Annotated in this window: 21 protein-coding genes; 11 read left to right on the top strand and 10 right to left on the bottom strand. The window is 44.5% G+C overall.

Translation table 11 applies throughout. From position 1 onward, the window contains the following. Positions 1-25: 25 nt before the first annotated feature. Positions 26-1,372 (bottom strand): branched-chain amino acid transport system II carrier protein, encoded by a 1,347-nt coding sequence (gene brnQ / locus ACZ43I_RS00335; protein ID WP_344700709.1) that lies wholly within the window; start codon positions 1,370-1,372, stop codon positions 26-28. 401 nt (positions 1,373-1,773) lie between these two features. Here brnQ and ACZ43I_RS00330 point away from each other — a divergent pair, with 401 nt between their 5' ends. From ACZ43I_RS00330 to ACZ43I_RS00315, 4 genes are all read left to right on the top strand, one after another. Next, positions 1,774-3,231 carry a flotillin family protein gene (locus ACZ43I_RS00330; RefSeq protein ID WP_344700708.1) on the top strand — a complete coding sequence of 486 codons (1,458 nt, stop codon included), beginning with the start codon at positions 1,774-1,776 and terminating at the stop codon, positions 3,229-3,231. Positions 3,232-3,506: 275 nt separating this feature from the next. After that, entirely contained in the window at positions 3,507-4,547 is a 1,041-nt protein-coding gene (locus tag ACZ43I_RS00325; protein WP_344700707.1) for a quaternary amine ABC transporter ATP-binding protein, read from the top strand. Continuing rightward, a complete protein-coding gene (locus tag ACZ43I_RS00320) occupies positions 4,537-5,367 on the top strand; it encodes an ABC transporter permease (protein WP_344700706.1) in 831 nt (276 codons plus the stop codon). Before ACZ43I_RS00325 ends, ACZ43I_RS00320 begins: the two co-directional genes overlap by 11 nt. A gap of 21 nt (positions 5,368-5,388) precedes the next feature. Continuing rightward, positions 5,389-6,276 carry a glycine betaine ABC transporter substrate-binding protein gene (locus ACZ43I_RS00315; RefSeq protein ID WP_344700705.1) on the top strand — a complete coding sequence of 296 codons (888 nt, stop codon included), beginning with the start codon at positions 5,389-5,391 and terminating at the stop codon, positions 6,274-6,276. 119 nt (positions 6,277-6,395) lie between these two features. On the opposite strand, the gene ACZ43I_RS00310 is transcribed toward ACZ43I_RS00315, so the two are convergent. Beyond that, positions 6,396-7,175 (bottom strand): hypothetical protein, encoded by a 780-nt coding sequence (locus ACZ43I_RS00310; RefSeq protein WP_344700704.1) that lies wholly within the window; start codon positions 7,173-7,175, stop codon positions 6,396-6,398. Next, complete coding sequence (locus tag ACZ43I_RS00305) at positions 7,165-7,503, bottom strand: PadR family transcriptional regulator (RefSeq protein ID WP_344700703.1); 339 nt, start codon at positions 7,501-7,503, stop codon at positions 7,165-7,167. The genes ACZ43I_RS00310 and ACZ43I_RS00305 overlap by 11 nt, the downstream gene beginning before the upstream one ends. Before the next feature lie 219 nt (positions 7,504-7,722). Here ACZ43I_RS00305 and ACZ43I_RS00300 point away from each other — a divergent pair, with 219 nt between their 5' ends. Together ACZ43I_RS00300 and ACZ43I_RS00295 are read left to right on the top strand one after the other, a co-directional pair. Next, positions 7,723-8,184, top strand: coding sequence for a GNAT family N-acetyltransferase (locus ACZ43I_RS00300; RefSeq protein ID WP_344700702.1), 462 nt, complete (start codon positions 7,723-7,725; stop codon positions 8,182-8,184). 54 nt (positions 8,185-8,238) lie between these two features. Continuing rightward, complete coding sequence (locus ACZ43I_RS00295) at positions 8,239-9,363, top strand: tyramine oxidase subunit B (protein ID WP_344700701.1); 1,125 nt, start codon at positions 8,239-8,241, stop codon at positions 9,361-9,363. A gap of 99 nt (positions 9,364-9,462) precedes the next feature. On the opposite strand, the gene ACZ43I_RS00290 is transcribed toward ACZ43I_RS00295, so the two are convergent. The 3 genes from ACZ43I_RS00290 to ACZ43I_RS00280 all read right to left on the bottom strand — a co-directional run bounded on the left by ACZ43I_RS00290 (position 9,463) and on the right by ACZ43I_RS00280 (position 12,400). Beyond that, positions 9,463-10,665: a CynX/NimT family MFS transporter gene (locus ACZ43I_RS00290; protein ID WP_344700700.1), complete on the bottom strand. Its 1,203-nt coding sequence runs from the start codon at positions 10,663-10,665 to the stop codon at positions 9,463-9,465. A 4-nt stretch (positions 10,666-10,669) separates the two neighbouring features. Further along, positions 10,670-11,359: a FadR/GntR family transcriptional regulator gene (locus ACZ43I_RS00285; protein ID WP_344700699.1), complete on the bottom strand. Its 690-nt coding sequence runs from the start codon at positions 11,357-11,359 to the stop codon at positions 10,670-10,672. A gap of 150 nt (positions 11,360-11,509) precedes the next feature. Continuing rightward, positions 11,510-12,400 carry an RluA family pseudouridine synthase gene (locus tag ACZ43I_RS00280; protein WP_344700698.1) on the bottom strand — a complete coding sequence of 297 codons (891 nt, stop codon included), beginning with the start codon at positions 12,398-12,400 and terminating at the stop codon, positions 11,510-11,512. Between the two features lie 305 nt (positions 12,401-12,705). Between ACZ43I_RS00280 and ACZ43I_RS00275 the strand changes: the two genes are divergently transcribed. The 3 genes from ACZ43I_RS00275 to ACZ43I_RS00265 all read left to right on the top strand — a co-directional run bounded on the left by ACZ43I_RS00275 (position 12,706) and on the right by ACZ43I_RS00265 (position 16,144). Next, positions 12,706-14,196, top strand: coding sequence for a peptide MFS transporter (locus tag ACZ43I_RS00275; RefSeq protein ID WP_344700697.1), 1,491 nt, complete (start codon positions 12,706-12,708; stop codon positions 14,194-14,196). Between the two features lie 348 nt (positions 14,197-14,544). Continuing rightward, on the top strand, positions 14,545-14,901 hold the full coding sequence (locus ACZ43I_RS00270) for a SpoIIAA family protein (RefSeq protein WP_344700696.1): 357 nt from the start codon (positions 14,545-14,547) through the stop codon (positions 14,899-14,901). 196 nt (positions 14,902-15,097) lie between these two features. Beyond that, on the top strand, positions 15,098-16,144 hold the full coding sequence (locus ACZ43I_RS00265; RefSeq protein WP_344700695.1) for a C45 family peptidase: 1,047 nt from the start codon (positions 15,098-15,100) through the stop codon (positions 16,142-16,144). 156 nt (positions 16,145-16,300) lie between these two features. On the opposite strand, the gene ACZ43I_RS00260 is transcribed toward ACZ43I_RS00265, so the two are convergent. Beyond that, entirely contained in the window at positions 16,301-18,559 is a 2,259-nt protein-coding gene (locus tag ACZ43I_RS00260; protein ID WP_344700694.1) for an excinuclease ABC subunit UvrA, read from the bottom strand. Positions 18,560-18,737: 178 nt separating this feature from the next. On the opposite strand from ACZ43I_RS00260, the gene ACZ43I_RS00255 reads away from it, so the two are divergent. Both ACZ43I_RS00255 and ACZ43I_RS00250 read left to right on the top strand, forming a co-directional pair. Then, positions 18,738-19,817, top strand: a complete 1,080-nt coding sequence (locus tag ACZ43I_RS00255; RefSeq protein WP_344700693.1) for an aldo/keto reductase — start codon at positions 18,738-18,740, stop codon at positions 19,815-19,817. Positions 19,818-19,947: 130 nt separating this feature from the next. Then, positions 19,948-20,721: an SDR family NAD(P)-dependent oxidoreductase gene (locus tag ACZ43I_RS00250; RefSeq protein WP_344700692.1), complete on the top strand. Its 774-nt coding sequence runs from the start codon at positions 19,948-19,950 to the stop codon at positions 20,719-20,721. A 94-nt stretch (positions 20,722-20,815) separates the two neighbouring features. On the opposite strand, the gene ACZ43I_RS00245 is transcribed toward ACZ43I_RS00250, so the two are convergent. The 3 genes from ACZ43I_RS00245 to ACZ43I_RS00235 form a co-directional block, all read right to left on the bottom strand. Next, positions 20,816-22,522 carry an ABC-ATPase domain-containing protein gene (locus ACZ43I_RS00245; protein WP_344700691.1) on the bottom strand — a complete coding sequence of 569 codons (1,707 nt, stop codon included), beginning with the start codon at positions 22,520-22,522 and terminating at the stop codon, positions 20,816-20,818. Between the two features lie 98 nt (positions 22,523-22,620). Next, a complete protein-coding gene (locus ACZ43I_RS00240; RefSeq protein WP_344700690.1) occupies positions 22,621-23,241 on the bottom strand; it encodes an NAD(P)-dependent oxidoreductase in 621 nt (206 codons plus the stop codon). A 374-nt stretch (positions 23,242-23,615) separates the two neighbouring features. Then, a complete protein-coding gene (locus tag ACZ43I_RS00235; protein ID WP_464761595.1) occupies positions 23,616-24,575 on the bottom strand; it encodes an IS30 family transposase in 960 nt (319 codons plus the stop codon). Between the last annotated feature and the right edge of the window lie 181 nt (positions 24,576-24,756).

The raw sequence follows: 24,756 nt of genomic DNA, 5'->3' as shown, positions 1-24,756 counted from the left end.
GGTGAAGGTCCGTGCGGACCTTCACCTATTTGATATCATCATTGAATTGTACTGCAGGCTTCCGTTTCTTCCCATTGGCCGCCCTACCTTTATATCTATCTATGCCATAGCCCGCTGCCCCCGCAATAAAGGCCGGAACCATCCAGCCCAGACCTTGTTCGAAGAATGGTGTCTGTCCAAGGAGGAGACTAACAGTTTCTGATTCAATGCCGATGCTGATCAACACCTCATATAATGCATAGACGGCAGTCACGAATACCGCAGCCTGATACATCTTCCTGCTTTCCCCCGTTACACGCTCAACTAAAGAGAGGACTATCAGGACAATCGCGATTGGATAGATGAATACCAATAGGGGAAGCGCAAGCTCTAAAATCAGATCCAACCCCAAATTCGATACCAACAAACCAATTAGAACGAAGATGCCCGCATAGGTAGAATATGCAATATTAGGGTAGATTTCGTTGAAGAATCTTGAACAGGCACTGATCAGTCCCACACAGGTCGTAAGACATGCCAGGAGCACAATGATGCCAAAGAGCAATCCGCCCGCCGCCGGGAATAGAAGATTCGCTGAATGTGTTAATATCTCTGCACCGTCTTCAAGCCCACTTCCCCCTGGTATGACACGCCCGATCCAACCCAGCGAGAAGTATACGGCTACCAGACCCAGTCCTGCTATCAGCACTGCACCGAAAGTTCCTTTTACCAATTCTCCTTTTGTTTCTGCACCCTTATCCTTCAGGGCATTGATGATCACGATTCCGAATGCCAATGCTGCGACCGCATCCATGGTGAAATAGCCTTCCAATATTCCGGTGACCAATGGCGAACCAGTGTACTTTTCTGCAGCAGGGGCTCCGGGATTCTCAAAAGTAAAGAAAGCCCTTACGACGAGCACCGACAATACCAACAACAGAAGCGGCGTAAGATACTGTCCGATGCGGTCCACTATCTTTTTAGGATTGAGGCTTATCAGGTATGTAATTCCAAAGAATACGATGGAAAAAATCGCAAGTACAAGGCTGCTTTCCACATTAAAGATCTGTTTGAACCCAAGTTCATAGGCAACACTGGATGCACGCGGTATGCCATAAAACGCCCCGATGGACATATAGATGATGACTGCAAAAGCCACACCAAATACAGGATGCACCCGTTGCCCCATGGACACCAGGCCATCCTCGGACAAAGCCACTGCTACGATCGCCATGATAGGAAGCAGTACGCCAGTAATCAGAAAGCCAATTATTGCAGGGCCGAAGCCGTCACCTGCTTCCATTCCAAGAAGCGGTGGGAAGATAAGGTTACCCGCACCGAAAAATAAGGAAAAAAGCATAAATCCCGCAAATATTATATTAGATCTTTTCATTATTATAGCTCCTTGATTCAATTTGATTCCTAGAGGATTTTTGGATTGCTGCCAATTATTTGGAATCGAATCATTCCCCGTTAAAAAACGCCCCTGCTCAGGGACGATACGATAGCGACTCTACCATGCTATTCCGTAGAGTCATATTGATGAACCTCACTCAACCGACATGATGTTTCAGGGACAGGCAACTTTTCCCATCCTTTATCTTCATATACAACGTCCATGTAATCCAACTTATATAATCTAGCAGAACTTTGTCAGAAAAGTCAATATTATTGAAACATATATACTTATTCTAATATATTCAGACAATTCTAACCAATGTGCTTTACAATGATAAATATTTGTAATAATGTGATGTTGATACTTAAATAATTTAATGGGATAGGAGCTTACATATGTTCAAATTGACCGGTACTTTGATTGCAGTAATCGCCATCATACTAATTGCCATCATCGCTGCCGTTGGATGGTACATCTTCATGAAAGCCAGATACCGTACTGTACCTTCCAACGAAGCGCTCATCGTTACAGGGCCAAACCTTGGGGATGAGGCAAAAGAAACCAACATCTATAAGGATGACCAAGGGCGCTACATGAAAGTCATCCGGGGGGGCGGGCACAGGCTCAAGATGTTCCAGACGGGCACAAAGGTCTCCCTTAAATCATTCCAGCTGCAAATATCTACGCCAAAAGTCTACACTCTAGAAGGCGTCGGAATATACGGTCAGGCGGTTGCGACTGTAAAAGTGGCTGATGACCTGGACGGCATCGTCAAATACGCCGAGCAGTTCCTTGGAAAGGAACAAGAAGAAATCGAACATGAAATCTCTGAAGTGCTGAACTCCAACCTCCGCGCCATCCTATCGAAGATGACTGTCGAACAGATCAATAAGGACCGTGAGAGCTTCAATGAACAGGTCCGTGAGATTGCGCAGGATCAGTTGAACCGGATGGGCTTCAAAATCACTTCGCTTGGTCTATCCGACCTGAGGGATGATGAGAATTATCTTGAAAACCTTGGACGTCCTCAAATCGCCCGGATCAGAAAAGAAGCTGAGATTGCAGAATCCGAAAACAGGCGTGAAACTGAAATACAACAAGCAAAAGATAATGAAACCATTTCAAATGAACAATATAAAAGAGAAATGAACATAGCAGATAGCCGTAAAGAGAAAGATCTGAAGGAAGCAAGGAACTTGGCTGAAACGGAAAAGGCGAATGCTTCTGCTAAAGCTTCCGGGCAATTGGAAGAAGAAGAAAGACGTCTCGAAGTGGAACAACAACGGTTGGAAATCCGGGAACAGGAAAAACAGAATGAATTAAAACTGTTGAAACTGGAACGGGAAAATGACGTTGAAATCGAAAAGCAACAAGTCGAAGTGAGGAGGCAGCAGGCTGAGGCGGATTACTATACACGAACTAAAGAAGCTGAGGCCAGAGCCGAAGCCCGCATTGCAGAAGGTAACGCCGAAGCACAAGTCATAAGAGAAAAGAGCCTCGCGGAAGCCGAAGCAATCGAGCGCCGTGCAGAGGCGATGTCTGAACATAAAGATGTCATCATCCTGGAGCAGTTCATCAAAATAATGCCTGAATTCGCCAGAGCTGTCAGTGAATCCATGAGCAACGTAGAATCCATACGCATAATGGACAGCGGAGGTGGTGAACAGCTGAAATCACTGCCGAATACCGTCACTGGTACGATGGCCAAACTTCAGGAGAGCATGGGGCAGATGACCGGATTCGATCTGGATCATTTCCTGAATAATCTATCTGACGGGAAATCACAGATCTTAGATGGCAATGATGAAGGGGACGAAGAGCCGAAATCAGAAGACACGGACGACGCCCAATAGACTTTAATAAAAATAATCCTTCCATGACATTTGTATATACCATTTCAGATAGAAGGGTCAGAAATCTTAATTAAAGGGGGTTCTGACCCTTTTTATTAATCTGTTAGAAATTATGATCGATACTCGATATATGGTTACTCTATGCAACCTGCTATTGCTTGTTATAGCCATATTCTATGGTAAGCGCATTTGATTTAGCTGAATCTCTATGGTACGTTTAAGAACGTACTAGTTTTAAAGTGTTGAAATAACGTCAAGTGTAAGGACTGAGTTTTTTGAGCGTAATTGAAATCAAGAACGTCACTAAAGTATTTGGTACATATGACGAGGAAGTACAAGAATTATTGCATAATAATGCATCCAAAGATGAAATCATTAAAAAAACTGGTGCTACGGTTGCGGTCAAATCAGCGAATCTAAGCATCGAATCAGGGGAAGTCTTTGTTGTCATGGGACTTTCCGGCAGTGGTAAATCCACTTTGATCAGACTAATCAATCGGCTGATTGACCCAACCGAGGGCGATCTTCTGATCAAAGACAAAAACGTTGCACAGCTGAGCCCTAGTGAATTAAGGGAATTCAGAAGATCGAACCTTAGTATGGTTTTCCAGAATTTTGCCCTCTTCCCCTTTAAAAACATCCTGGAGAATGCGGCATTTGGACTGGAAGTCCGGAAGTTTCCAAAAAAGCAGAGGAGGGAGAAGGCTGAAGAAGCTTTGGACCTGGTAGGTCTGGGAAATTATAAAAAACAGTTGCCGAATCAACTTTCCGGCGGCATGCAGCAGCGTGTCGGATTGGCTAGAGCACTGGCCAATGATACGGATATCCTACTCATGGACGAAGCATTCTCGGCACTAGACCCCCTGATCAGAAAAGAGATGCAGCAGGAGCTGTTACAACTTCAGCAGAAAATGCAGAAAACAATAGTATTCATCACCCATGACCTCGATGAAGCACTGAGCATAGGTGACCGCATCGCCTTAATGAAAGATGGGGAAATCGCACAGGTCGGGAAACCTGAAGAAATCGTCACAAACCCGGCGAATGACTATGTCAAGTCTTTCGTTAAGGATATTGACCGTTCGAAAGTCCTTAAAGTAAAGCATGTCATGAAGCGTGTTGATGGGGAAAGTATTTCTACTGATCTTCCTTCCATAAATTCTGAGGCTTTACTTTATGAAACATATCCATTGTTCAAAGATGGGGTGCATGAGCTGACAGTAGAAGCGAATGGACAAAACATCGGTATTTTAGAGTTCAATAAAGTGTTTGAAGTGTTGGCTCAAGGAAACGAGGTGGAAAACAATGTTGGATAATCTGCCTCGCCTCCCGGTAGCCCAGTGGGCATCAGATTTTGTCGATTGGCTCACCAGTTCCTTCAGCTTCATATTCGACCCGATCAAAGAAGTTTTAGAAGGACTGATGGATTGGATCATTCAAATACTGGAATTCATTCCGCCCACATTGTTTATAGTCATAGTAATGGCGCTTGCATTTATATTTATGAAGAATAAGGTACTTTCTCCTATTCTGATCGGAGTTGGTCTTCTATTCATATATAACCAAGGGCTATGGGCAAACTTGATTGATACTATGACCTTGGTCATCATCAGTGGTCTGATATCGGTAGTTTTCGGTATTCCTTTAGGCATACTGATGTCCAAAAGCACTGGCTTCGAAACTGTCATGAAACCAATTTTAGATTTTATGCAGACGATGCCCGCTTTCGTATATTTGATTCCCGCAGTTGCGTTTTTCGGAATTGGCATGGTGCCGGGAGTGTTCGCTTCCGTCATTTTCTCAGCACCCCCTACAATTCGTCTGACGAACTTGGGAATCAGGCAGATATCTGCTGAGCTCATTGAAGCAAGTGATTCATTCGGCACCACCCCGATGCAGAAACTGGTCAAAGTGCAATTGCCTTTGGCAAGATCCTCCATCATGGCTGGGGTGAACCAGACGATCATGTTAGCCCTTTCAATGGTGGTCATTGCCTCCATGATTGGTGCGCCGGGGTTAGGTACAGAAGTGTTGAGTTCCCTCCAAAGGGCTCAAGTAGGTACTGGATTTGTTGCTGGATTGGGAATCGTTATATTAGCGATTATTATAGATAGATTTACTCAATCAAAAAAATAATTATTATAGGAGGATATATTCATGAAGAAATGGAATCTTTTAGTATTGACGCTTGTACTATCAATAGTACTTGCTGCTTGTGGCGGTTCAGGCGAAGAGGAATCTGCGGATGAAGAAGGCTCAAGCGACAATGGCAATCTGGGTGAAGAAGAACTTACTTTATCTTATGTAGAGTGGGATTCTGAAATTGCTTCTACCCATGTAATGCAGAAAGTATTGCAGGATGAAGGCTATAACGTAGAAATCACGCCTCTGGATAACGCTGTAATGTGGCAGTCAGTCGCTACCGATGAAGCAGATGCTTCCGTAAGTGCATGGCTACCGCTTACACATGGCGATCTGTATGACGAGTATGAAGACCAGATTGAGGATTTAGGTGCTAACCTTGAAGGTGCGGCCATCGGTCTGGTAGTACCTAAAGACTTCCCAGCTGAGTCCATTGCAGACCTGGGTGATCAGGCCGATCAGACGATTACTGGCATCGAACCGGGTGCAGGTGTCGTGCAAGCATCCGAGAGAGCTTTGGAAGATTACGATAACTTGAGTGATTGGGAAGTTCAGACATCTTCTTCAGGTGCAATGGCTACCGAACTTGGCCAAGCAGTCGAAAATGACGAAGAAATCGTAGTGACAGGGTGGTCACCACACTGGAAATTCCAGAAATACGACCTTAAATACCTCGAAGACCCTGAAGGCACATTCGGCGAAGCGGAAGACATCGTTACCATCGCAAGCCAAGAGCTCGAAGATAAAAGCCCACATGCCTATGAAGTCCTTGATAACTTCAATTGGACAACAGAAGACATGGAATCAGTAATGCTTGATATAGAAGAGGGCACTTCTCCTGAAGACGCTGCGGCGAATTGGGTAGAAGATAACGCTGATAAAGTCTCCGAGTGGACTGAATAGTTTGACCCAGACAATAAGGCATCCAAAATTGGATGCCTATTTTTTATATTTTTGATATTTTGATATCGAGGAAAAATTGCTGGATCAACTGGCAGCCATTCTTCAAAATACACAGTCAATTAGTCATCAACCTCTTTTTTCGAGTAGAAAAACAGAACTGTCATTACAACTGCACTGACTACAAATAATACAATAGCCGATACGATGATATAATTTTTATCTGTAGGATCCCCGCCCACAAAAATCTTTGCTGATAGTGCCGGAAGGCTCAAAGCAATAATCAGAAATGCATAGAACCATCGGCCCATCACCACTGTTCCGAAGACGAATATACCAAGCAAGAATAACCCTGCTATCATATTGCTTTTTGATGAAAGCGTCATAAATTCATATATCGGATAACGGTCTGCCAAGTAGAGTCCACCAACTAGAAGTGCCATGTAGATTACCCCATACAATCCGCATAGGACAATTCCTACTGTACTTATTTTTTCCGTTTCTAAATCAGTAAAATGGATGAATATGAACTTAATCACCAGATAGAACAGAAACGGACCGAATAAGGTCAAGGAAACATAATAGATGAACATGGAAAGAGTATAATCAAAATCTCCTCCGATTAGACTCGGTATAGTGAACATCCCTACTAAAAAAATAAAGATCAGAAGTATTTTCCTTCTCAAGTGATTAGTCTCTGGTAATTCAATCGAAAGTGTCTTCATATAATTTTTTACAGAACCACCGGTCACGCTTTCCAGATCTTCTCCATTTTGTTCTGCCAACATCAGATGATCTCTTAACTCCTCTTCCAGATTGTCCCTATATTCATCGTCTTTACCCCGCGCCATCATTTCAATGCGGAATTTCTTTAGGAACTTCTCCGATTTTTCACTTAACATTTTCATCTCCCCCAAATAAATTAGACATCCCCTGGTTCAACTTGAACCATTTATCCTTAAAATTTCTCAATTCTTCTTTACCGCTGGTGCTGATGCTGTAGTATTTACGTTTCGGACCACCACTGTCCGATTTCACCATGCGTGTTTCAACATAACCCTTTTTGCTTAACCTCAAGAGCACAGGGTATATACTTCCCTCACTGATATCAGGAAATGCCTTTTCTTTAAGTTTCTCAGCTATTTGATACCCGTAAGTTTCATCTTCAGCAATTAAAGCAAGAATTGCACCATCCAGCAGCCCTTTCATAATCTGATCTGAAACTGACATCTTTTTCTCCCTTCAACTATCTTATAATATAATATAGTTCTATAAAAGATAGTTGTCAAATGTTAAAATATAATTGGATTTTTAAGCTTATGTCATGCATAATAATTCATTATTTTGAAAATTTTATGGTTCAGGGATATAATTATAGAATTAACAGTTTCAGACTTTAAAACCATAACTAACATATTCTAAAAATTTATATAGATGAGGACGTTTAACATGAGTGTAATTTCATTGGAAAATATTCAACCGGATGACAAGATCATAAGCGGAAAAATAAAATTGAAGGACCATCAGTTATCTTTTATAGAAACAATCGATGAGTGCCTTGAAGAAGCGAGGGAATGTAGTGCATGGCGGCCTGTCGCCATCTATGCAGACGATGTACTGGTCGGGTTTGCCATGTACGGTTTTGTGGGGGACCCAAAGGAAGCTTGGATAGACAGGATCATGATAGATTCAGCCCAACAAGGTAAAGGGTTGGGACAAAAGGCCATGATGCATTTAATCGACGTTGTTACAAAAACATATGATGTCGGGGAAATTTATCTCAGTTTTGTCGAAGGCAACGATGTCGCCAAAGAACTATATGAAAAACTCGGGTTTAAATTTACTGGCAAGCGTGACCCGCAAGGAGAGCTGATTTATAGATACGAAGTGGGTCAGCCATACAGCCAGTAAGCGCAACTCACCAGGATTGTGATTGTGAAGAAGTATGGAAGGAAGTGAATATACATGGAACAATCCAGAGTCGATTTCTTGTATTTGAATGAACAGGATATGATTGATGCGGGTGTACTCAACATGCACGAATGCATCAAGGAGATGGAGGCGGTCTTTCGTCTATTGAGTAGTGGAGACTATGTCATGGGTGGCGCCAATGATAACTCCCACGGCATGTTGATTGACTTTCCGACCAATCCAGTACATGAGAGCATGCCAAAAGACGGTCCAGATAGGAGATTCATGGCAATGCCAGCATATTTGGGTGGGGACTACAAAGTAACCGGCTGTAAGTGGTACGGTTCGAACATCGCCAATGTAGATAAAGGACTCCCACGTTCCATATTGATGATGACCTTGAATGATGCTGATACAGGGGCGCCCCTGGCCTACCAATCCGCCAATCTGCTAAGCGCCTGGAGGACCGGAGCAATTCCCGGAGTAGGTGCGAAGTATTTGGCAAATCCTGATTCTGAAATTTTCGGGGTGGTCGGGGCAGGATCAATCGGCACTTCTAGTGCAGAAGCCATATTGGATGTATGTGAGAACATAAAAACAGTCAAAATATTTGATGCCCGTGAATCTACTGCACAAACATTGAAGGATAGGCTGAGCAAAGAGTTTACCAGTCTTGATATCCAGATTATAAATACTCTTGAAGATGCCATCAAAGAAAGTGATGTCATAAATTTAGCGACAGCCGGGGATGCAAATCCCACAATTGAAAAAGAATGGATCAAGCCGGGTGCATTATTCACCGTCTCATCAAGCGGCGACTTCGATCCCGAATTTGCGATTGAGAAGATGAAACTGATCGTCGATAATTGGGCCATGTATGAAGCGACAATAGACGAAGACCATTATCCTTACTATAATCCTACAATGGGTGTAATCGGCAGACAGCTTCTGGATTGGATTGAGGAAGAAAAAATGGATTCTAGCATCATCACCAACATTGGAGATATAATCACCGGAAAAGTCGAAGGTCGGACATCTAAGGACGATATCATCCTATACGGCTTAGGCGGGCAGCCAGTCTATGATGTGGCATGGGGTTATAGAGTCTATCAGAATGCTTTGGAAAAAGGCATAGGAACAAAGTTGAACCTTTGGGATAAAGCTTATCAGGCAAGGTAACCGTATAGTATTTCCGATACTCAAATATAAAAGTCGTATCCATCATGGATACGACTTTTATTTGCTCCTTAGATATTTAAATGTTTTTCCAGTCTGCTTTTAGGCAGTCACCTGACCTTTCTTCCCTGAAGCAGTTCCTACAATCAATATGATGACCGCCAAAGCGATCAGGAGGGTGAGGGGCAGTGTCCAACCACCTGTTATATCATGCAAGGCACCAACCAGCACCGGGCCGACCGCAGCAAGTAGATAACCGAATGATTGAGCCATTCCTGACAATGTTGCAGCCTCTTTACCATCTTTCGTCCTCAGAGTGAAGAACATCATGGATAAGCTGAAGGCACTCCCTGCTGCCACTCCGATCAGGATTGCCCATAGCGGCACAAGCAATGCACTGCCTTGGAGCAATCCGGCTAAGCCGGTAATGAACAGAGCGCCCGTCATGAAACTCAACGCAACCTGATTCTTCATCTTCTCCGCTACTACTGGCACAACAAAAGTAACAGGGATGATGGCAAACTGCATCAGGAAGACCATCCAGCCGGCTGCATTGGAATCATAGCCATTCTGCTGCAGAATATCCGGCAACCAAGTGACCAATGTATAGAAAATCAACGATTGACTCCCCATGAATATCGTAATCTTCCATGCTAGCGGAGAGCGCAGTAAACTACTATCCTTATCTTTCTTGACGCCCGCTTGCCTATCTTCTTTTTCTTTAAGTTGGGGCAACCAGACCAGTAGTGATACTGCAGCCAGTATGAGCCACATGCCCAAGGAACCTTGCCACCCGAAATTTCCCATTGAGGCAAGTGGGGCACTGACTCCTGAGCCAAGCGCTCCGAACACATTCATGAAGATGGCATAGATACCCATCATCAAACCGATTTTATATGGAAACTTCACTTTTATGATGCCAGGTATCAGTACATTTCCTACTGATATTGCCAGGCCTATGAAGAAAGTGCCCAAGAAAAGAAAATTGATTCCTGAAATCGAGCGGACTGCAATTCCTGCAATAAGTATAACTAGCGATAAGGCGACAGTCCGCTCCATACCAATCCGATTGGCGATTTTAGGGGCGATCGGGGAGAGGAGGGCGAATGCCAACAGCGGTAATGTGGTGATGGCGCCGGCGACCGCATTGCTGATTGCAAGATCTTCCCTGATGAATGGGATCAGAACTCCCACCGAGGTCAGAGGCCCCCTTAAATTGGCTCCCACCAGAATAATTCCTATGACCAGCAGCCAATTACGCTTTGAACCAAATTTTGATCCATATGATCTTCCGTTCCTATCCATGCAATTATTCCTCCATCATTTCAGCGGCGTCTTTTTTCAGTGCGCCGATGTACTCTTCGACATACACTGAAGCTGCCCTTTTGTCTTTATTCTGTATTGCTGCAAATAAATCAAGATGCAGTTCTTCTTCATATTTTAATGGTGTCTTTAAATCCATCAGTGCTTCTATCGATTCCGAAATGTTTTCTAGGAGCGGTTCATATAGATCAATCAACAATTGATTATCAGAGGCCTGGACTACAGTCTGATGAAAGCGTGTATCCATTGCGACGAACTTTTTACGATCTTTATCCCGTACCGCTTGTCGGCAAGCCTCAATACATTGTTCAAGTGTTGCCAAATCTGTCTCATTCCTATGCCTGGCTGCCAATTGTGCAGCCTGCTGCTCCAGAGCCAAACGAACATCAAGCGTATCCAGTAAAGCTGATTTTTTGATGTAGCGCTTTAAAGTCGCGCTGAGCGCATTTGCAGAACGGACGACGGTGCCGCTGCCTTGCCTGGATTCAAGTAACCCTGCATGGACTAAAGCACGTATCGCTTCACGCAATGTGTTTCGACTGACATCAAACTCTTTCATCAACTCCATCTCCGGCGGTATTTTTTCATCTACTGGCCACACGCCAGACACTATCAGATCTTCCATCTGTATGGCCACTTGTTCTACCAGATGAACACGGTTCGTTTTATGTATCATATTTTTCTCCTTAAATTTGTAGGATGATTGGTATAGTGGTCATATTATCATGCCTCATAATTACTCGCAATGCGATTTATATAGCCATAATATTCAGTCAAAAAAATACCCGACATGCCTAATGAGACATGCCAGGATAAAGATTTTTCATCAATTTATTTTTTTCGTGAATGACTTAGGTATCTCCGACTCAAATCGCATGGTTTCTTTAGTTGTCGGATGGATGAAAGTCATCGCATGCGCATGCAATCCAATCCTGCCGATTGGATTGATTCTTGAACCGTATTTCTTATCCCCCACGATAGGGTGCCCAATGTCTTGCATATGCACGCGGATCTGGTTTTTACGCCCAGTCTCCAGATTCACCTGCAGCAATGTAAAATTGCGATTGGACTTCACTATTTTATAATGAGTGACTGCCTTTTTTCCTTCATTCGGATTTTTACTCGAGCGCATGATCAATGCCTTATTCTCAGTCAGCCATGATGTGATCGTGCCGTTCTCCTTCACTTTTCCTTCGACCAGCGCAATGTACATCCGTTCCGGCACAGCCTCTTTCCATGCATTCTGCAGCTTCTGCTGAATGTATTTGCTTTTCGCAAATATCATGATGCCGGAGGTCTCACGATCCAAACGATGAACAACAAATATCCGATTCTTGGGATTGACCTCCTTCAGGTAACTTGCCAATTGACGATACGCGGTCATCTGATTCTCTTTATCTGATGCAATAGAAAGAATCCCTGCCTCCTTTTCGATTACGACAATGTCATCATCTTCATGCAGAATCTTGATGCCTTTGATCTTTACATTCTTCGACGCTATCTTGGGAAGAATTTTAACATGATCGCCTGGCTTCAGTGCCTCGTTGAACTGCGTTGTACCTTCTCCATTGACGAAGACCTGACCATGACTCAAATGATCCTTCACTGATTTCCTGCTGCGGGAGGGCATAGCTGCAAACAAAAACTTCAGAAGCTCTGATGGTTCTTCAACAATCCATTCCAGATCTCCTTGCTTCCGATTATCTCTCCGTTTCATTATAAATCTCCTTTATTTCACCATAATTTTAAGCTATTCTCGTTTATTTCATGATTCTTCCGGGCAGAAGCCTAAAATATTTTACATCTCATACTACTATACTATCAATTTTGCATGATGTATTGTGCTTCTATCATATGATAATCATTTTTAACTTAAATTTACATTATACTTGTATATAGTCATTTATCTCTATTGAACTAAATAATTATTGTAATAATCCATAATTCATACTTTTTCGACCAATTTTAGTTTGAAAATTATAATATCCAATGTTTAAATTTATAATATTGAGGAGGATAACAATGGCAAATCAAAATACTAACGTTCCAGATAAAGGTTTCTTTGGTCATCCAAAAGGCCTATCTACACTATTCTTTACAGAGTTCTGGGAAAGATTCAGCTACTATGGCATGAAGGCCATACTGGCCTACTATATTTATTATTCTGTCACTAAAGGCGGCTTTGGACTCGATCAGAGCACAGCACTGCAGATCGTTTCCATATATGGTGCTTTAATATATATGACCGGCACCATCGGCGGCTGGGTGGCTGACAGGATCACCGGTACGCGAAACGCCTTATTCTATGGCGGGGTCCTGATTATGATCGGACATATTCTAATGGCAATACCAGGCAACTTCACGCTTCTGATGGTTGCCCTGCTGTTCATTATAATCGGGTCAGGGTTATTGAAGCCAAACATAAGTACAACAGTAGGCATGCTATATGAAAAGAATGATTCCCGCATCGATTCAGGGTTCACACTCTTCTATATGTCCATCAACATGGGCGCGCTCATCTCTCCATTGATTATAGGGTGGTTGCAGGTGAACGTTGGGTTCCATGCAGGGTTTGCTGCAGCAGCAATCGGTATGTTCATAGGGCTCGTCATCTATGTTCTCACCGGCAATAAATTCCTTGGAGACTTGGGTAAAGACGTGCCTGATCCATTGAGTAAAAGCGATAAACTCAATGCACTGAAGTATTTGACCATAGCTGCGGTAATCATTGCAGCGCTCGTCATCATTGCGTATTTGACTGATGAACTTAAAATAAGCAATTTTTCCAATGTAATCACTCTGATCGGTGTCCTATTGCCGACTATATACATTATTGTAATCTTAAAAAGTAAAAAGGTTGAAAAAAGTGAAAAGCGTAATGTATTTGCGTACATACCTCTCTTCATTGCTTCGGTCGCCTTTTGGATGATCCAGGAACAAGGTTCAACGATTCTGGCCCAATTCTCCGATAAGAAGACGGAGTTGAGCATGGCCAACTTGACTAACGGATTGATAGATTTTCATATTCCAGCTGCTTGGTTCCAATCACTGAACCCAATGTTCATCCTTATATTTGCACCGATCTTTTCATTGCTTTGGGTTAAATTGGGCAGATTCAACCCTTCAACCGTAATCAAGTTCGCCTTAGGCGTCATATTGGCGGCAGCAGCGTACCTTCTGATGATAATACCGTTGACGGGCGGACAGGAACTGATCAACCCGATATGGCTCGTCTTGAGCTTTATGCTCATCACACTCGGGGAATTGTGCATCTCACCTATCGGGCTCTCTACAACGACCAGACTTGCTCCTAAGGCATTCACTTCACAGATGATGAGCGTATGGTTCCTATCGAACGCCATGGCTCAGGGGCTCAACGCGCAGATGGTGAAAATCTACAGCATCATCAGTACAGAAGATTACTTCCTATATTCTGGCCTTACTGCTCTAGGTATCGGGGTGCTCCTAATACTTGTAAGTCCAAAACTTAAGAACTTGATGAGTGAAACTTAAATAATTCATATCAAAACAACCTATGAATATCGGACTTCTATACGGAGTCCTACTCAAAATACCCGCATGTAAAGGATGCGGGTATTTCCTTATATATAACGGCGGTCGCACTAGCGTTATGCACACTTTAATACCATTTTTAGATATCAATTAACACTGCTATTAAAGCGTTTTAAAGGGATTGGCCATAAGTAACAGCGTTATCAAATACAGTTCCATAATATGCAGATAACGCCCTTGTATCGCACAGTTTCCACTGTTGTAACCAACCCCATTCCTGTTTCAGATCGCCTAGTAACGGGTAAAATCATAGAGAGTAGAAACATCATCCAAGGAGTTGGTTTAACGATGATGAAGATTGAAGACAGTCGTTACCCGAATATTGTATATATCGAAATGGATGGCGAACTGACGCAAAATGACGTAGAAAATGCGGAAGCATTTATGGATGGTAAGTATGGGGATGATAAAAGACTCAGTGGCCTCATCTATATAAAGGATGTGGAAGGAACAGACGCAGATGCCTTCCTGAGTGGGGGTGCTGTAGACCTTAAACATTGGAAGCAATATGAAAAGTTTGCCTTCGTATCCAACCAGTCGTGGGTGGATATGGGAGCAAGCGTGGTCGATTGGCTTCCCGGCATAGAAGTTCAGCACTTCGATAAGGCTGAAATCAATAAGGCCTGGGAATGGCTACAAAAATAAAATATTAAAATCATTACTGCGTGTAATCTTGCGGATTAAGCAGATGGGAAGAGTGCCTAAATCTTCCCATCTGCTTTTTTGTTCGGGCAGAGTAGATCTGCCGACTAGATGGCAGTTACTTTATACAAGCAATATTAATGTATTTTCCCATAAAATATGTATACTGATATGAAGAATATTTAGAGGCGGAGATATAATGAAACAATTCTACAGCGATGTCTTCCAATATAGAGGCACGCATTATGATTTTGGCTACTATCAGGGCGTACAGCTCAGAGACTCCCTGATACTTCCAAATCGTGAAAAACAGTGGGGGCCTAAAAAAGATCGGCATTTCCTCATCAACCCGGAAAAATTCATATCCATCATCTCACAATTCTCGCCGGCCATCCTTGATGAAATCTATGGTCTCGCAGATGCCCTCGACACGGAGATGGAAGAAGCATTCCGGTTATTTGGCGGCTATTATCTGGAATACGTCAGGAGTGGATGCTCGATATTCACTGATAGCGACTTCATGGTCCGCAACTACGACAGCCACCCGCGTGGGTATGAAGGCCGTTATCTATTCTATGCCCCAACAGATCATGGATACGCTACAATCGGCCCATCCATGCAGATTACTGGACGTATAGATGGTATGAATGAGAAGGGGCTTGTGATGGGATACAACTTCACCCACAGTAAAAATTCAGATGATGGCTTCCTATGTAATATGATCGGCCGTCTGATATTGGAAACATGCGCAAATGTGGATGAGGCTGTCGCACTATTGAAAGAGATACCCCACCGGCAGTCGTTCAGTTATGTAGTTCTGGATCCGGAGGGCGTTTCCTATGTCATTGAAGCCTCTCCGAGAAAAGTCGTGGCCAGAAGGTCAAATGTATGTACAAACCATTTCCATCTCCTTGATGAAGAGAACCGCTACCGCCAGGAAGAAACACGCCAGCGCGAGCAGACGATACAGGAACAGCAGCAATATTCCACGAATCCCTACGAAGCTTTCAAGGTTATGAACAATCCCGAACATGGCGTATTTTCAAATAAATATGACGCCTCTGCAGGCACTATCCACACATCGGTTTATTTCCCTAAAGCATCAAAAGCATGGTTCGTCATCGGACCGGACAAAAAACCTGTCATCTTTGATTTTAAGAAATGGCTCGAAGGTACAGATGTCAACGTGAAACAGATTAAAGGTACTCTTGACTATCATCGTCCGTTCGTCAATATGGGGTTATAGAACTGTTAATTTTAAATATCGGTTTTAAAAAGCTGGAGATATGCTTGTCTCCAGCTTTTTTATGTACAATGAAAACCATCTCATAAGCTAAGGTATCAACCTGCTTAAGAGATGGTTTTTCTATTGCATATTCATATTTTCAGCTGAACTACGCCTTCAGCGCCTCAGCCACTTTGCAGTCAGTGTGTCAGCAGTAGCCATTTTCTGTGGCGTTCCTTCAAAAATCACTTCACCGCCATTCTTGCCTCCACCCGGACCAAGTTCGATTATCCAATCACTTGCCGCTATGAAATCGACATTATGCTCAATGATGATGACTGAATTCCCTTGATCCACAAGACGTTGGAAGACATCAAGCAGTTTATCGTTGTCTTGCGCATGCAGACCTAGGGAAGGTTCATCCAGAATATAGATCTGTCCTTCTCTTTTCAGATGGCTCGCCAGCTTCAGCCGCTGCACTTCTCCTCCGCTCAGGGAACTTGTGGTCTGTCCGAGGGTTAGATATTCCAAGCCGACATCCATTAAAGTACTGATGCGTTTTATCACTTTCGGCAGTTCAAAAAAGGCTTTCGCTTCCTCGATTGTAAGGTCGAGAACTTCCACGATATTCTTCCCCTTGTACGAATGTGACAATGCCTCGTCGGAATACCTTGTGCCCCCACAAGCCTCACAAGTCACCGTGACAGGGTCGGCAAACGCGACATCCGGCTTAGTGATTCCCTTGCCGTCGCAGACTGGACAGGCGCCCAGTGAATTAAAGCTGAACAATCCGGCAGGCTCGCCTGTTTCCCGCGCGAATATCGCCCGTATATCGTCCATGATCCCCATATATGTGGCCAGTGTCGAACGGCTCGAGATGCCGATCGGTGCTTGACCGACCATAATTGCTTCTGGATATTTCCCAGGAAATGCTTCCAGCATAAATGAACTCTTGCCGGAACCGGATACCCCACAGACAGAAACGAGGATATTTTTCGGGATATCGACTGTTATATCCTTCAAGTTATTCATTGATGCATGTTTGATGGAAAACGATTCTTCAGCCTGACGCGGTTGTTCATTGATTTCAACTGTACGCTGGAGCGTTGTCGCAGCGGGGGACTGCTCCAAGCCTTGTTGATCTCCCTGATAGATGACTTCTCCGCCATGCGTCCCGGCATCTGGGCCCATTTCAACAATTTCATCAGCAACCTTGATGACAGAGGTGTCATGCTCAATGACGACGACAGTATTATGTTGCGCCTTAATCTGCTCCAGCATCTGTATGAGCAATGCCACTTCCTCCGGGTGTAGACCCGCAGTAGGCTCATCAAATATATATGTGATGTTGTTCAGGCTGCTGCCTAGGTGACGCGCTATTTTTACACGTTGGGCCTCTCCACCGGAGAGCGTCTCCATCTTCCGGGAGAGACTCAGATAGCCAAGCCCCAAGTCTATAAGTTGTCTGATGGAGGGGATTGTTTGGAGGGCGATTGCAGAACCAATAGGGTCGTCGATCCTTTCAAGCTCCGTCAATAATTCCATCAGCTCGAATCCATCATAATCTGCGATGTTAGAACCATTGATCTTGCATGCCAATACTTCCGGATTCAATCCGGAGCCTTGACATGTCGGACAAGGTTGCCGGCTGGTCATCTCCAACACGTCATCCAGTGAAGTCTGGGCGAGTTTTGATACATCCCGATTGATGTACAGGCGCGTGAAGCGTGGCAGCAAGCCATCCCATTCATGAGGATGCGGTCCGTCTTTAGTGTGGAAGGGGGCGAAAACACGCTCCCCTTCAGGTGGTCCATAGATGAAGAGTTGATAGTCTTCTTCTGAAAATTCTTTGATTGGAATATCGGGATTGAACAATTCTCCTGTAATCATCCATCTACCTTGCCAGCCAGATGGCGACAGTGGCTTGAACCGTACCGCATATTCCTTCAGCGATTTATCGACGTCGACCAATTTATGGAGGTCGGGAGCGACAATTTCACCGAAACCGTTGCACGATGGGCATTTTCCGAAAGAACTTTGATTGGAGAAATCCGTTGCAGATTCAATCGGGGGATCGCCGATGCGTGAGAACAAAAGTCTGATGAGTGGGTCGACATCCATATACGTACCGACTGTCGAGCGGGAATTTCCGCTGATCGGCCGCTGTTCGACGACGACCACGGAGCTGAGTTGCTTCATCAGGTCCGCTTTCGGACGTTCGTATCGAGGCATCTGATTTCTTACATACATCGGATAATTCATTGTCATCTGCCGTCTGCTTTCCGTTGCGAGTGTATCGAAGACGACAGAACTTTTCCCTGAACCCGAAATGCCTGTGAAAACCGTAATCTTTTCCTTTTGGATGTTGAGGTCGATATTCTTCAGGTTATTCGCTCTAAGACCACGCAAAATGATTTCGTCTTTTTCATTCGACATATTACCGCCCCTTCTGCTGTTTTGCCAATAGTTGTTGCTTGCATGTATTCTAGCATATATCACTTCGGCAGCATATCGAATGAAATGGTTAGGATTCTATGGGTGATGGGATGACATCTCGTCTTCAAGTTTTACTAAATTAAGAGCAGGGTAGAGAAAAAGCAATGGAGGGATGAAGATGGATTATAGACTACTAGGAGATTCTGGTCTGAACGTGTCCAAATATGCACTCGGAACCATTCCGTTCAGCGGAACGAAAGGTTTTGAAGCCGCAGGAGACATGGATCAGAGTACCGCAGATGCGTTGGTCGACTATGCCCTGGAGCATGGCATCAACCACTTCGATACTGCGAACCTTTACGCCAAGGGTGATGCTGAAATTGTGCTCGGCAAAGCAATTCGGGATAAGCGCAAAGATATGGTGATCGCCAGCAAGACAGGTTTCCAGCTGACCGATAATCCGAATGATGTCGGCGCGACCCGCATCAATATCGAGGCATCCATCGATGAGACACTCAATAGGCTCGGCACCGACTACCTGGACCTTTATTACGTCCATGTATGGGATGGCCAGGTTTCAGTTGAAGAAACCGTTCTGGCGATGAATGACCTCATCAGAAGAGGCAAGATCAGATACTGGGGTGTGTCCAACTACAGTGGATGGGCCTTGGCCAAAACCCACACATTCGCCGTTGAAAATAATTTGATGCCACCAATTGCCCATCAGATCTATTACACGCCTGAATCCCGGGAAGCGGAGTATGAACTGCTGCCCGCAGCAAAAGAACTGGGCATCGGCAATACGATATGGTCACCGCTTGGTGAAGGTCTGTTGACCGGCAAGATTTCAAGAGATAAAAAAGCAGAACCAGGTACCCGCCAAGGTGAAGGTTGGGGGGAACCTTATGTCAAAGATGAAAAACTATTCTTTGATCTCGTCGAAATGCTTCAGGACGTGGCTTCCGGCCATAACGCCACTGTTCCGCAAGTCGTCTTGGCCTGGCTGCGGGACAGACCGAATGTCGATTCTGTAATTCTTGGTACGAGGAACAAGGCTCAGCTTGAGGAAAATATTGCGTCGTACGATTTGCAGCTGACGGATAATGAAATCGTCCAGATAAATGATCTGACGCAACCAGAGCCGATCTATCCACTATGGCACAGAGCCATGAATGCGATGGATCGGGCTTCCGATTCAGAAAAAACGTATCTTGAAGCATACAATAAGCTTATGGATCAGAAAGATAAAGAGTTATAAGATAAGATAATGGTGATGCATTCCTTTGTCGGATTGGATCGCCATTTTTCTTGCATGTCATTTTATTTTCTCCAAATCCAAAGTTAGGATAATATAATGATGTAAAACCATTTAAGGAAGGGATGTTCCCATGACAGGACTTATGAAGGATAAAGCCGGGCTCGTCACAGCAGCTGGTTCAGGCATCGGGCGTGCAAGCGCTGTTGCTTTGGCAGAAGCGGGTGCGAAAGTGATGGTATCCGATATCAGTGAAGAAGGCGGCCAGGAAACCGTCAAAATCATAAAAGACAACGGAGGCGAGGCACAATTCTTCAAATGTGATGTGAGTGATGAAACACAGGTTGAAGCACTGGTGAATGAAACCGTCTCCGCTTTCGGCAAGTTGGATTTTGCCCATAACAATGCCGGCATCAATGCAGGCCAGGTCAAAATAGGAGATATGGACGCGAAAGACTGGGATAAGACCATAAAAATAAACTTATATGGCGTCTTCTACTGCGTTAAGCACCAAGTCAATGCGATGCTGAAGACAGGTGGCGGCGCCATCGTCAATTCCGCTTCAGGAGCCGGCCTGGAAGGGTCTCCAAATATGGTTCCATACACCGCCTCTAAACACGGTGTAGTTGGACTGACGAAATCAGTCGCACTCGAATACGGCAAACAGAATATAAGGATAAACGCAATTGCTCCGGGTGCCACAATCACTCCAGCGATTGAAGGATGGGCGGAGAGTCATCCTGAACAGTATAATGGCGTGCTCGAATCCCTGCCTAGAGGTGAGATGGCGACCCCTCAGGACCAGGGCAACGCTGTTATGTTTCTATGCTCGGATTTGGCCAGACAGATCAGTGGGGTTACGATACCTGTCGATGGCGGATACACGGCCGGAAAACTGCAGCAATAGAATATGTGAAACCAAAAAAGAAGGATAGATTCGTTGATCGAATCTATCCTTCTTTAATATTGGTTTGTGTACTTTTCATAAAAGTCCTTATAGGTCATCCTTTGATTTTGAAACCGCGATAACGGTTGAGTGCACCGATGAATTCCTGCTTCCTCGGCCGCGCCAAGTTACCAGGATGACCGGAGTAGGGCGAGAGCGCATCCAGTCCATTACGTTCCATATGCTTGTAGACCTGGTCGAAGGCCTCGGATAATGTCAGAGTGTCATCCAGTACGTTGTGTCTGAGATAATCAATCATGACTGCAATACAGTTCGTCTGGCTGTCATCTACAAGCTGTTCCAGCCCTGCCAACTCAATCGGCTCCTTGCCATACATTATCGTAGTGCGCCCCTTTGCTTTCAGCCGATCATCTTTTCCGGATTTCGAGAACCCTGACTTCAGTGGAATCCTCTGGCTGATCTCGCCGAATTTCTCGTCTGACATATTTCCTTTTTTATCTGCATCTGACGCAGCAATTTCCTTTGCGGCATCCGTCACGTCTTTCAACCTGTATTCATCCATCATCAGCACCTGGTCCGCGACATCGAAATAGTCGCCGGAGCCGCCTACTATCAGTATGGTTGAGACATTTTCATCATCGTACAATGGTTTCACCTTTTCGGAAAAAGGTGTGATGGGTTCTTTATCAGGGGCAATGAGCTTCTGCATCCGGGCGTCCCGAATCATGAAGTTGGTCGCTGAAGTATCTTCATCGATCAATAGGAGGCTGGCATCTGATTCCAGTGCCTCCATCACATTCGCAGCCTGGGATGTACTGCCGCTCGCATTCTCCGTTGAAAAGGCGCGTGTATCCTTTTTCGCAGGCAGATTATTGATGAATGTACTGATGTTCACCTTCTCGATATTACGGCCATCTTCCGCTCGGATCTTCGCTGCATCACTCCGTGTAATGACCATCTCGCGGCCGTCCCCCGGAACATGATTGTAGACACCGCGTTCCAACGCTTGGAGCAGGGTGGACTTGCCGTGATAGCCACCCCCGACGATCAGGGTGATGCCTTCAGCAATCCCCATCCCTGTAACTGCATTTCCGCTCGGGAGATCGATTGTAACCTTAAGATTGTCTGGGCTTGAAAAAGGCACCGCCCCCTCTAAAGGCTTATCCGATACACCGCTATTGCGGGGCAGGATGGCACCGTTCGCCACAAATGCCACTAGATTCTTTTGATTAAGCACTTGTCGAATATGCATCTGATCGAGCACCAGACTCACCTGCTTCTCAAGTCCTTTCTGGTCAAGGTTCTGATACAGCAGGGAGTCATCTGCAATTTTAGGCAGTATACCAGTAATTATATCCGCTGCTGCCTTGCCCAGAATCCTCCGGCCTGCAGCCGGCAGACCGACTTCGAAGCGTACTTCGAGCTCATGTTCACCGATGACGACAGAAGTCCGCTCCAAAATTTCTTCACCGGGGCGGTCAATCAGGATCTTGATGTTTTTACTGTTCATTTTAGCGCCGTTTTTATGTTTTTTAATACTCTCACCAAATGCACGTGTCAGAAAATCCGCTACTGCTATGATTTTGTCCTTTGAATCGAGCAATTCGGCTGGAATTCCTGCTGTATCACGATTCATTATAATCCGCATTTTGGATGGCGGGGCGTAAGGGTCGACCTGTACGTGATCGATTGCCAACTTGAAGCGGTCGAACTGATAAGTCCCTTTCAACTGTTTATAGGTGCCGTACTTCTGTCCGTCCAGTTTGTTCAGTGCAGATTTAAGTTGTTCAGCGTTTTTCATACATATGCGCCTCCTGGAAAATATATGTCTATTGTCTATTTAATATTTTAAATAGACCTGTCGTCTGATTAGGGTTGTGCCGTTAGACGCAAGGGATATTAATACGCCAGTCCTACGCGGCTCCTTATATATCTCTCATCCTCTATCTGGCTGTATGCAAATTCCGCCGTGTCAGGAACAGAAATCATTTTACCACCTTCAGGAAGATAGTCACGTTCTGCCCGATATTGACCCGTATATTCACCATCCGGCAAGTAGGTAGGGCAGACGATCGTCCAATCAAGTTGTGAGTCTTCAAGGAGGTTGTAGACTTTATGGTGTTCCTCTGCCGCCCGTGTCGTTTTTCTTTTCGATTCGTTCGATTGATAACGCAACAACCCGGGCTCTGTCCTGCTGTTCAATATCCCACCAGTCCCGATGGTGATGAGACGTTTTAAGCCTCTTTCTTCCATCCCTTCTATAACTGAAGGGAGGCCTTCTGAGAGCGTAGTAGTGCCATCCGTACCAAGTGCACTGATCACCATGTCTTTACCGTTCATCGCATTCAGTACATCTGACCTGTTCATTACATTACCCTCGACAACTGTTAAATTCGCGCTTTCACTTTGTAATTTCTCTGCATCACGCACAAGGACTGTGACGTGGTGCGCTTCATCAAGTGCATGTTTCAATATATGGCTGCCGACCCGTCCGGTCGCACCTAATAGTAAAATGTTCATTCCAAATCTCCACCTTTTTAATGATTTGCATCAGTTTAAATTAGAACTAATCATATATCTCTTTTTCGTCTCTTCCCTAAATATACCCACTTACATTCTCTTTGATGCCTCTACCCATTTCAATTATTCATCGTTTTTTTAGTATATTATTCACTTCGATTGACCGGTTGCGTATGATTTATGACCGCTTGTACAAAAATGCCCGACAATAGTATTTTTCATTATATACTTGTATTAACAACTCAAGAACTTCACTTATCACTTTTTAATCCAGGTAAGTGCTTGGCTCAATTATAAATGCACTATGTAGTAAGGAGGACTTCCATGAAAACTGAATTGATAATCGATGCGCAATTAAATGATGATTTCGTTTGTCAAAATAAGCTAGACAGTTCTTTCTCACCCATGTAACCCAAAAAAACTTCCAATGGTGTACGATAGTTCAATGATTTTCTTGGGATATGATTCCTTCTGGCGGCAACCGATGAGATAAAAGCTTGGTCGACCGTGTTGAAATCCATATCTTTAGGCAGGCCACCCCTTCTGAGCAAGCCGTTGGAATGTTCGTTTAATCCCCGCTGTGATGGTGTGCCCGGATCGGCAAAGTAGATGGATAGATCATTTCGATTGCTCATCGACTGCCAGTTGGAGAACTCCTTGCCACAATCGAAGGTGATGGATTTGAATAGGTTTCTAGGCATCTTTTGACACCATGTATTAATGGCAGACTCAATATCCAGTGCGGTTCTGCCTTTGGGTTTTAATGTGATGATGGCTTTTGACAGACGCTCAACCAGCGTGATGACCGCACTCTTGTGACGGACACCGACAATGGTGTCGCCTTCAAGGTGGCCGAACTCTTCATTGAAAGTGGGATAGTCATCCACTCTTTCAGAGATATTACGCCTGAAGGCTTGTCTGCCCCGGCGTTCCTGATGGCCATTCGGTTTTCGCTTGCCCTGCATTGGCAGCTTGGCCGCATCAAAGGTTTCCCGTTTGAACATGCGATACAGCGTGCGACCCGAGCAGTCAATTGGCATCTCCTGCCGGCCGACGATCACATCCGGTGTCCAGCCCTGAGCGACCTTCTCTTCGATGTACTTCCGTTGACTGGTCGGCAAGACACTTTGTTTTCTACCACATCGCTTCTTATTTTCTTTATAGCGCTGATAGTAGTCGATGGCGGTGTGCCCGGCCTTGAAATGCGTGATGACATTGTGGATAGTCTGCCGGGCACGTCCGAGCCGTTTCGCAATCTGAGCCACGGTAGTTCCGTGTTGGAAATAGGCTTCTATGAATACTAATTCATCCATGGTAATATGGGTGTAGGTCATGCATGATCACTCCTATGATTTCTTTTGTCGGAAAACCATTTTGAGTGTATCATGTGTGACCGTTTTATGTGTCTAGCTTAATTTTACAATCGGCGTGATGAAATTAAAATCCACACTAGTACAGCTAATGTAGGCGCACGCATCATATCCTACATAGATTATTTTACAACCGATAAGGAGA

Source organism: Salinicoccus jeotgali (assembly GCF_055379195.1).
The sequence above is the reverse complement of the archived record's forward strand: the minus strand, read 5'-3'. Positions and strand labels throughout refer to the sequence as shown.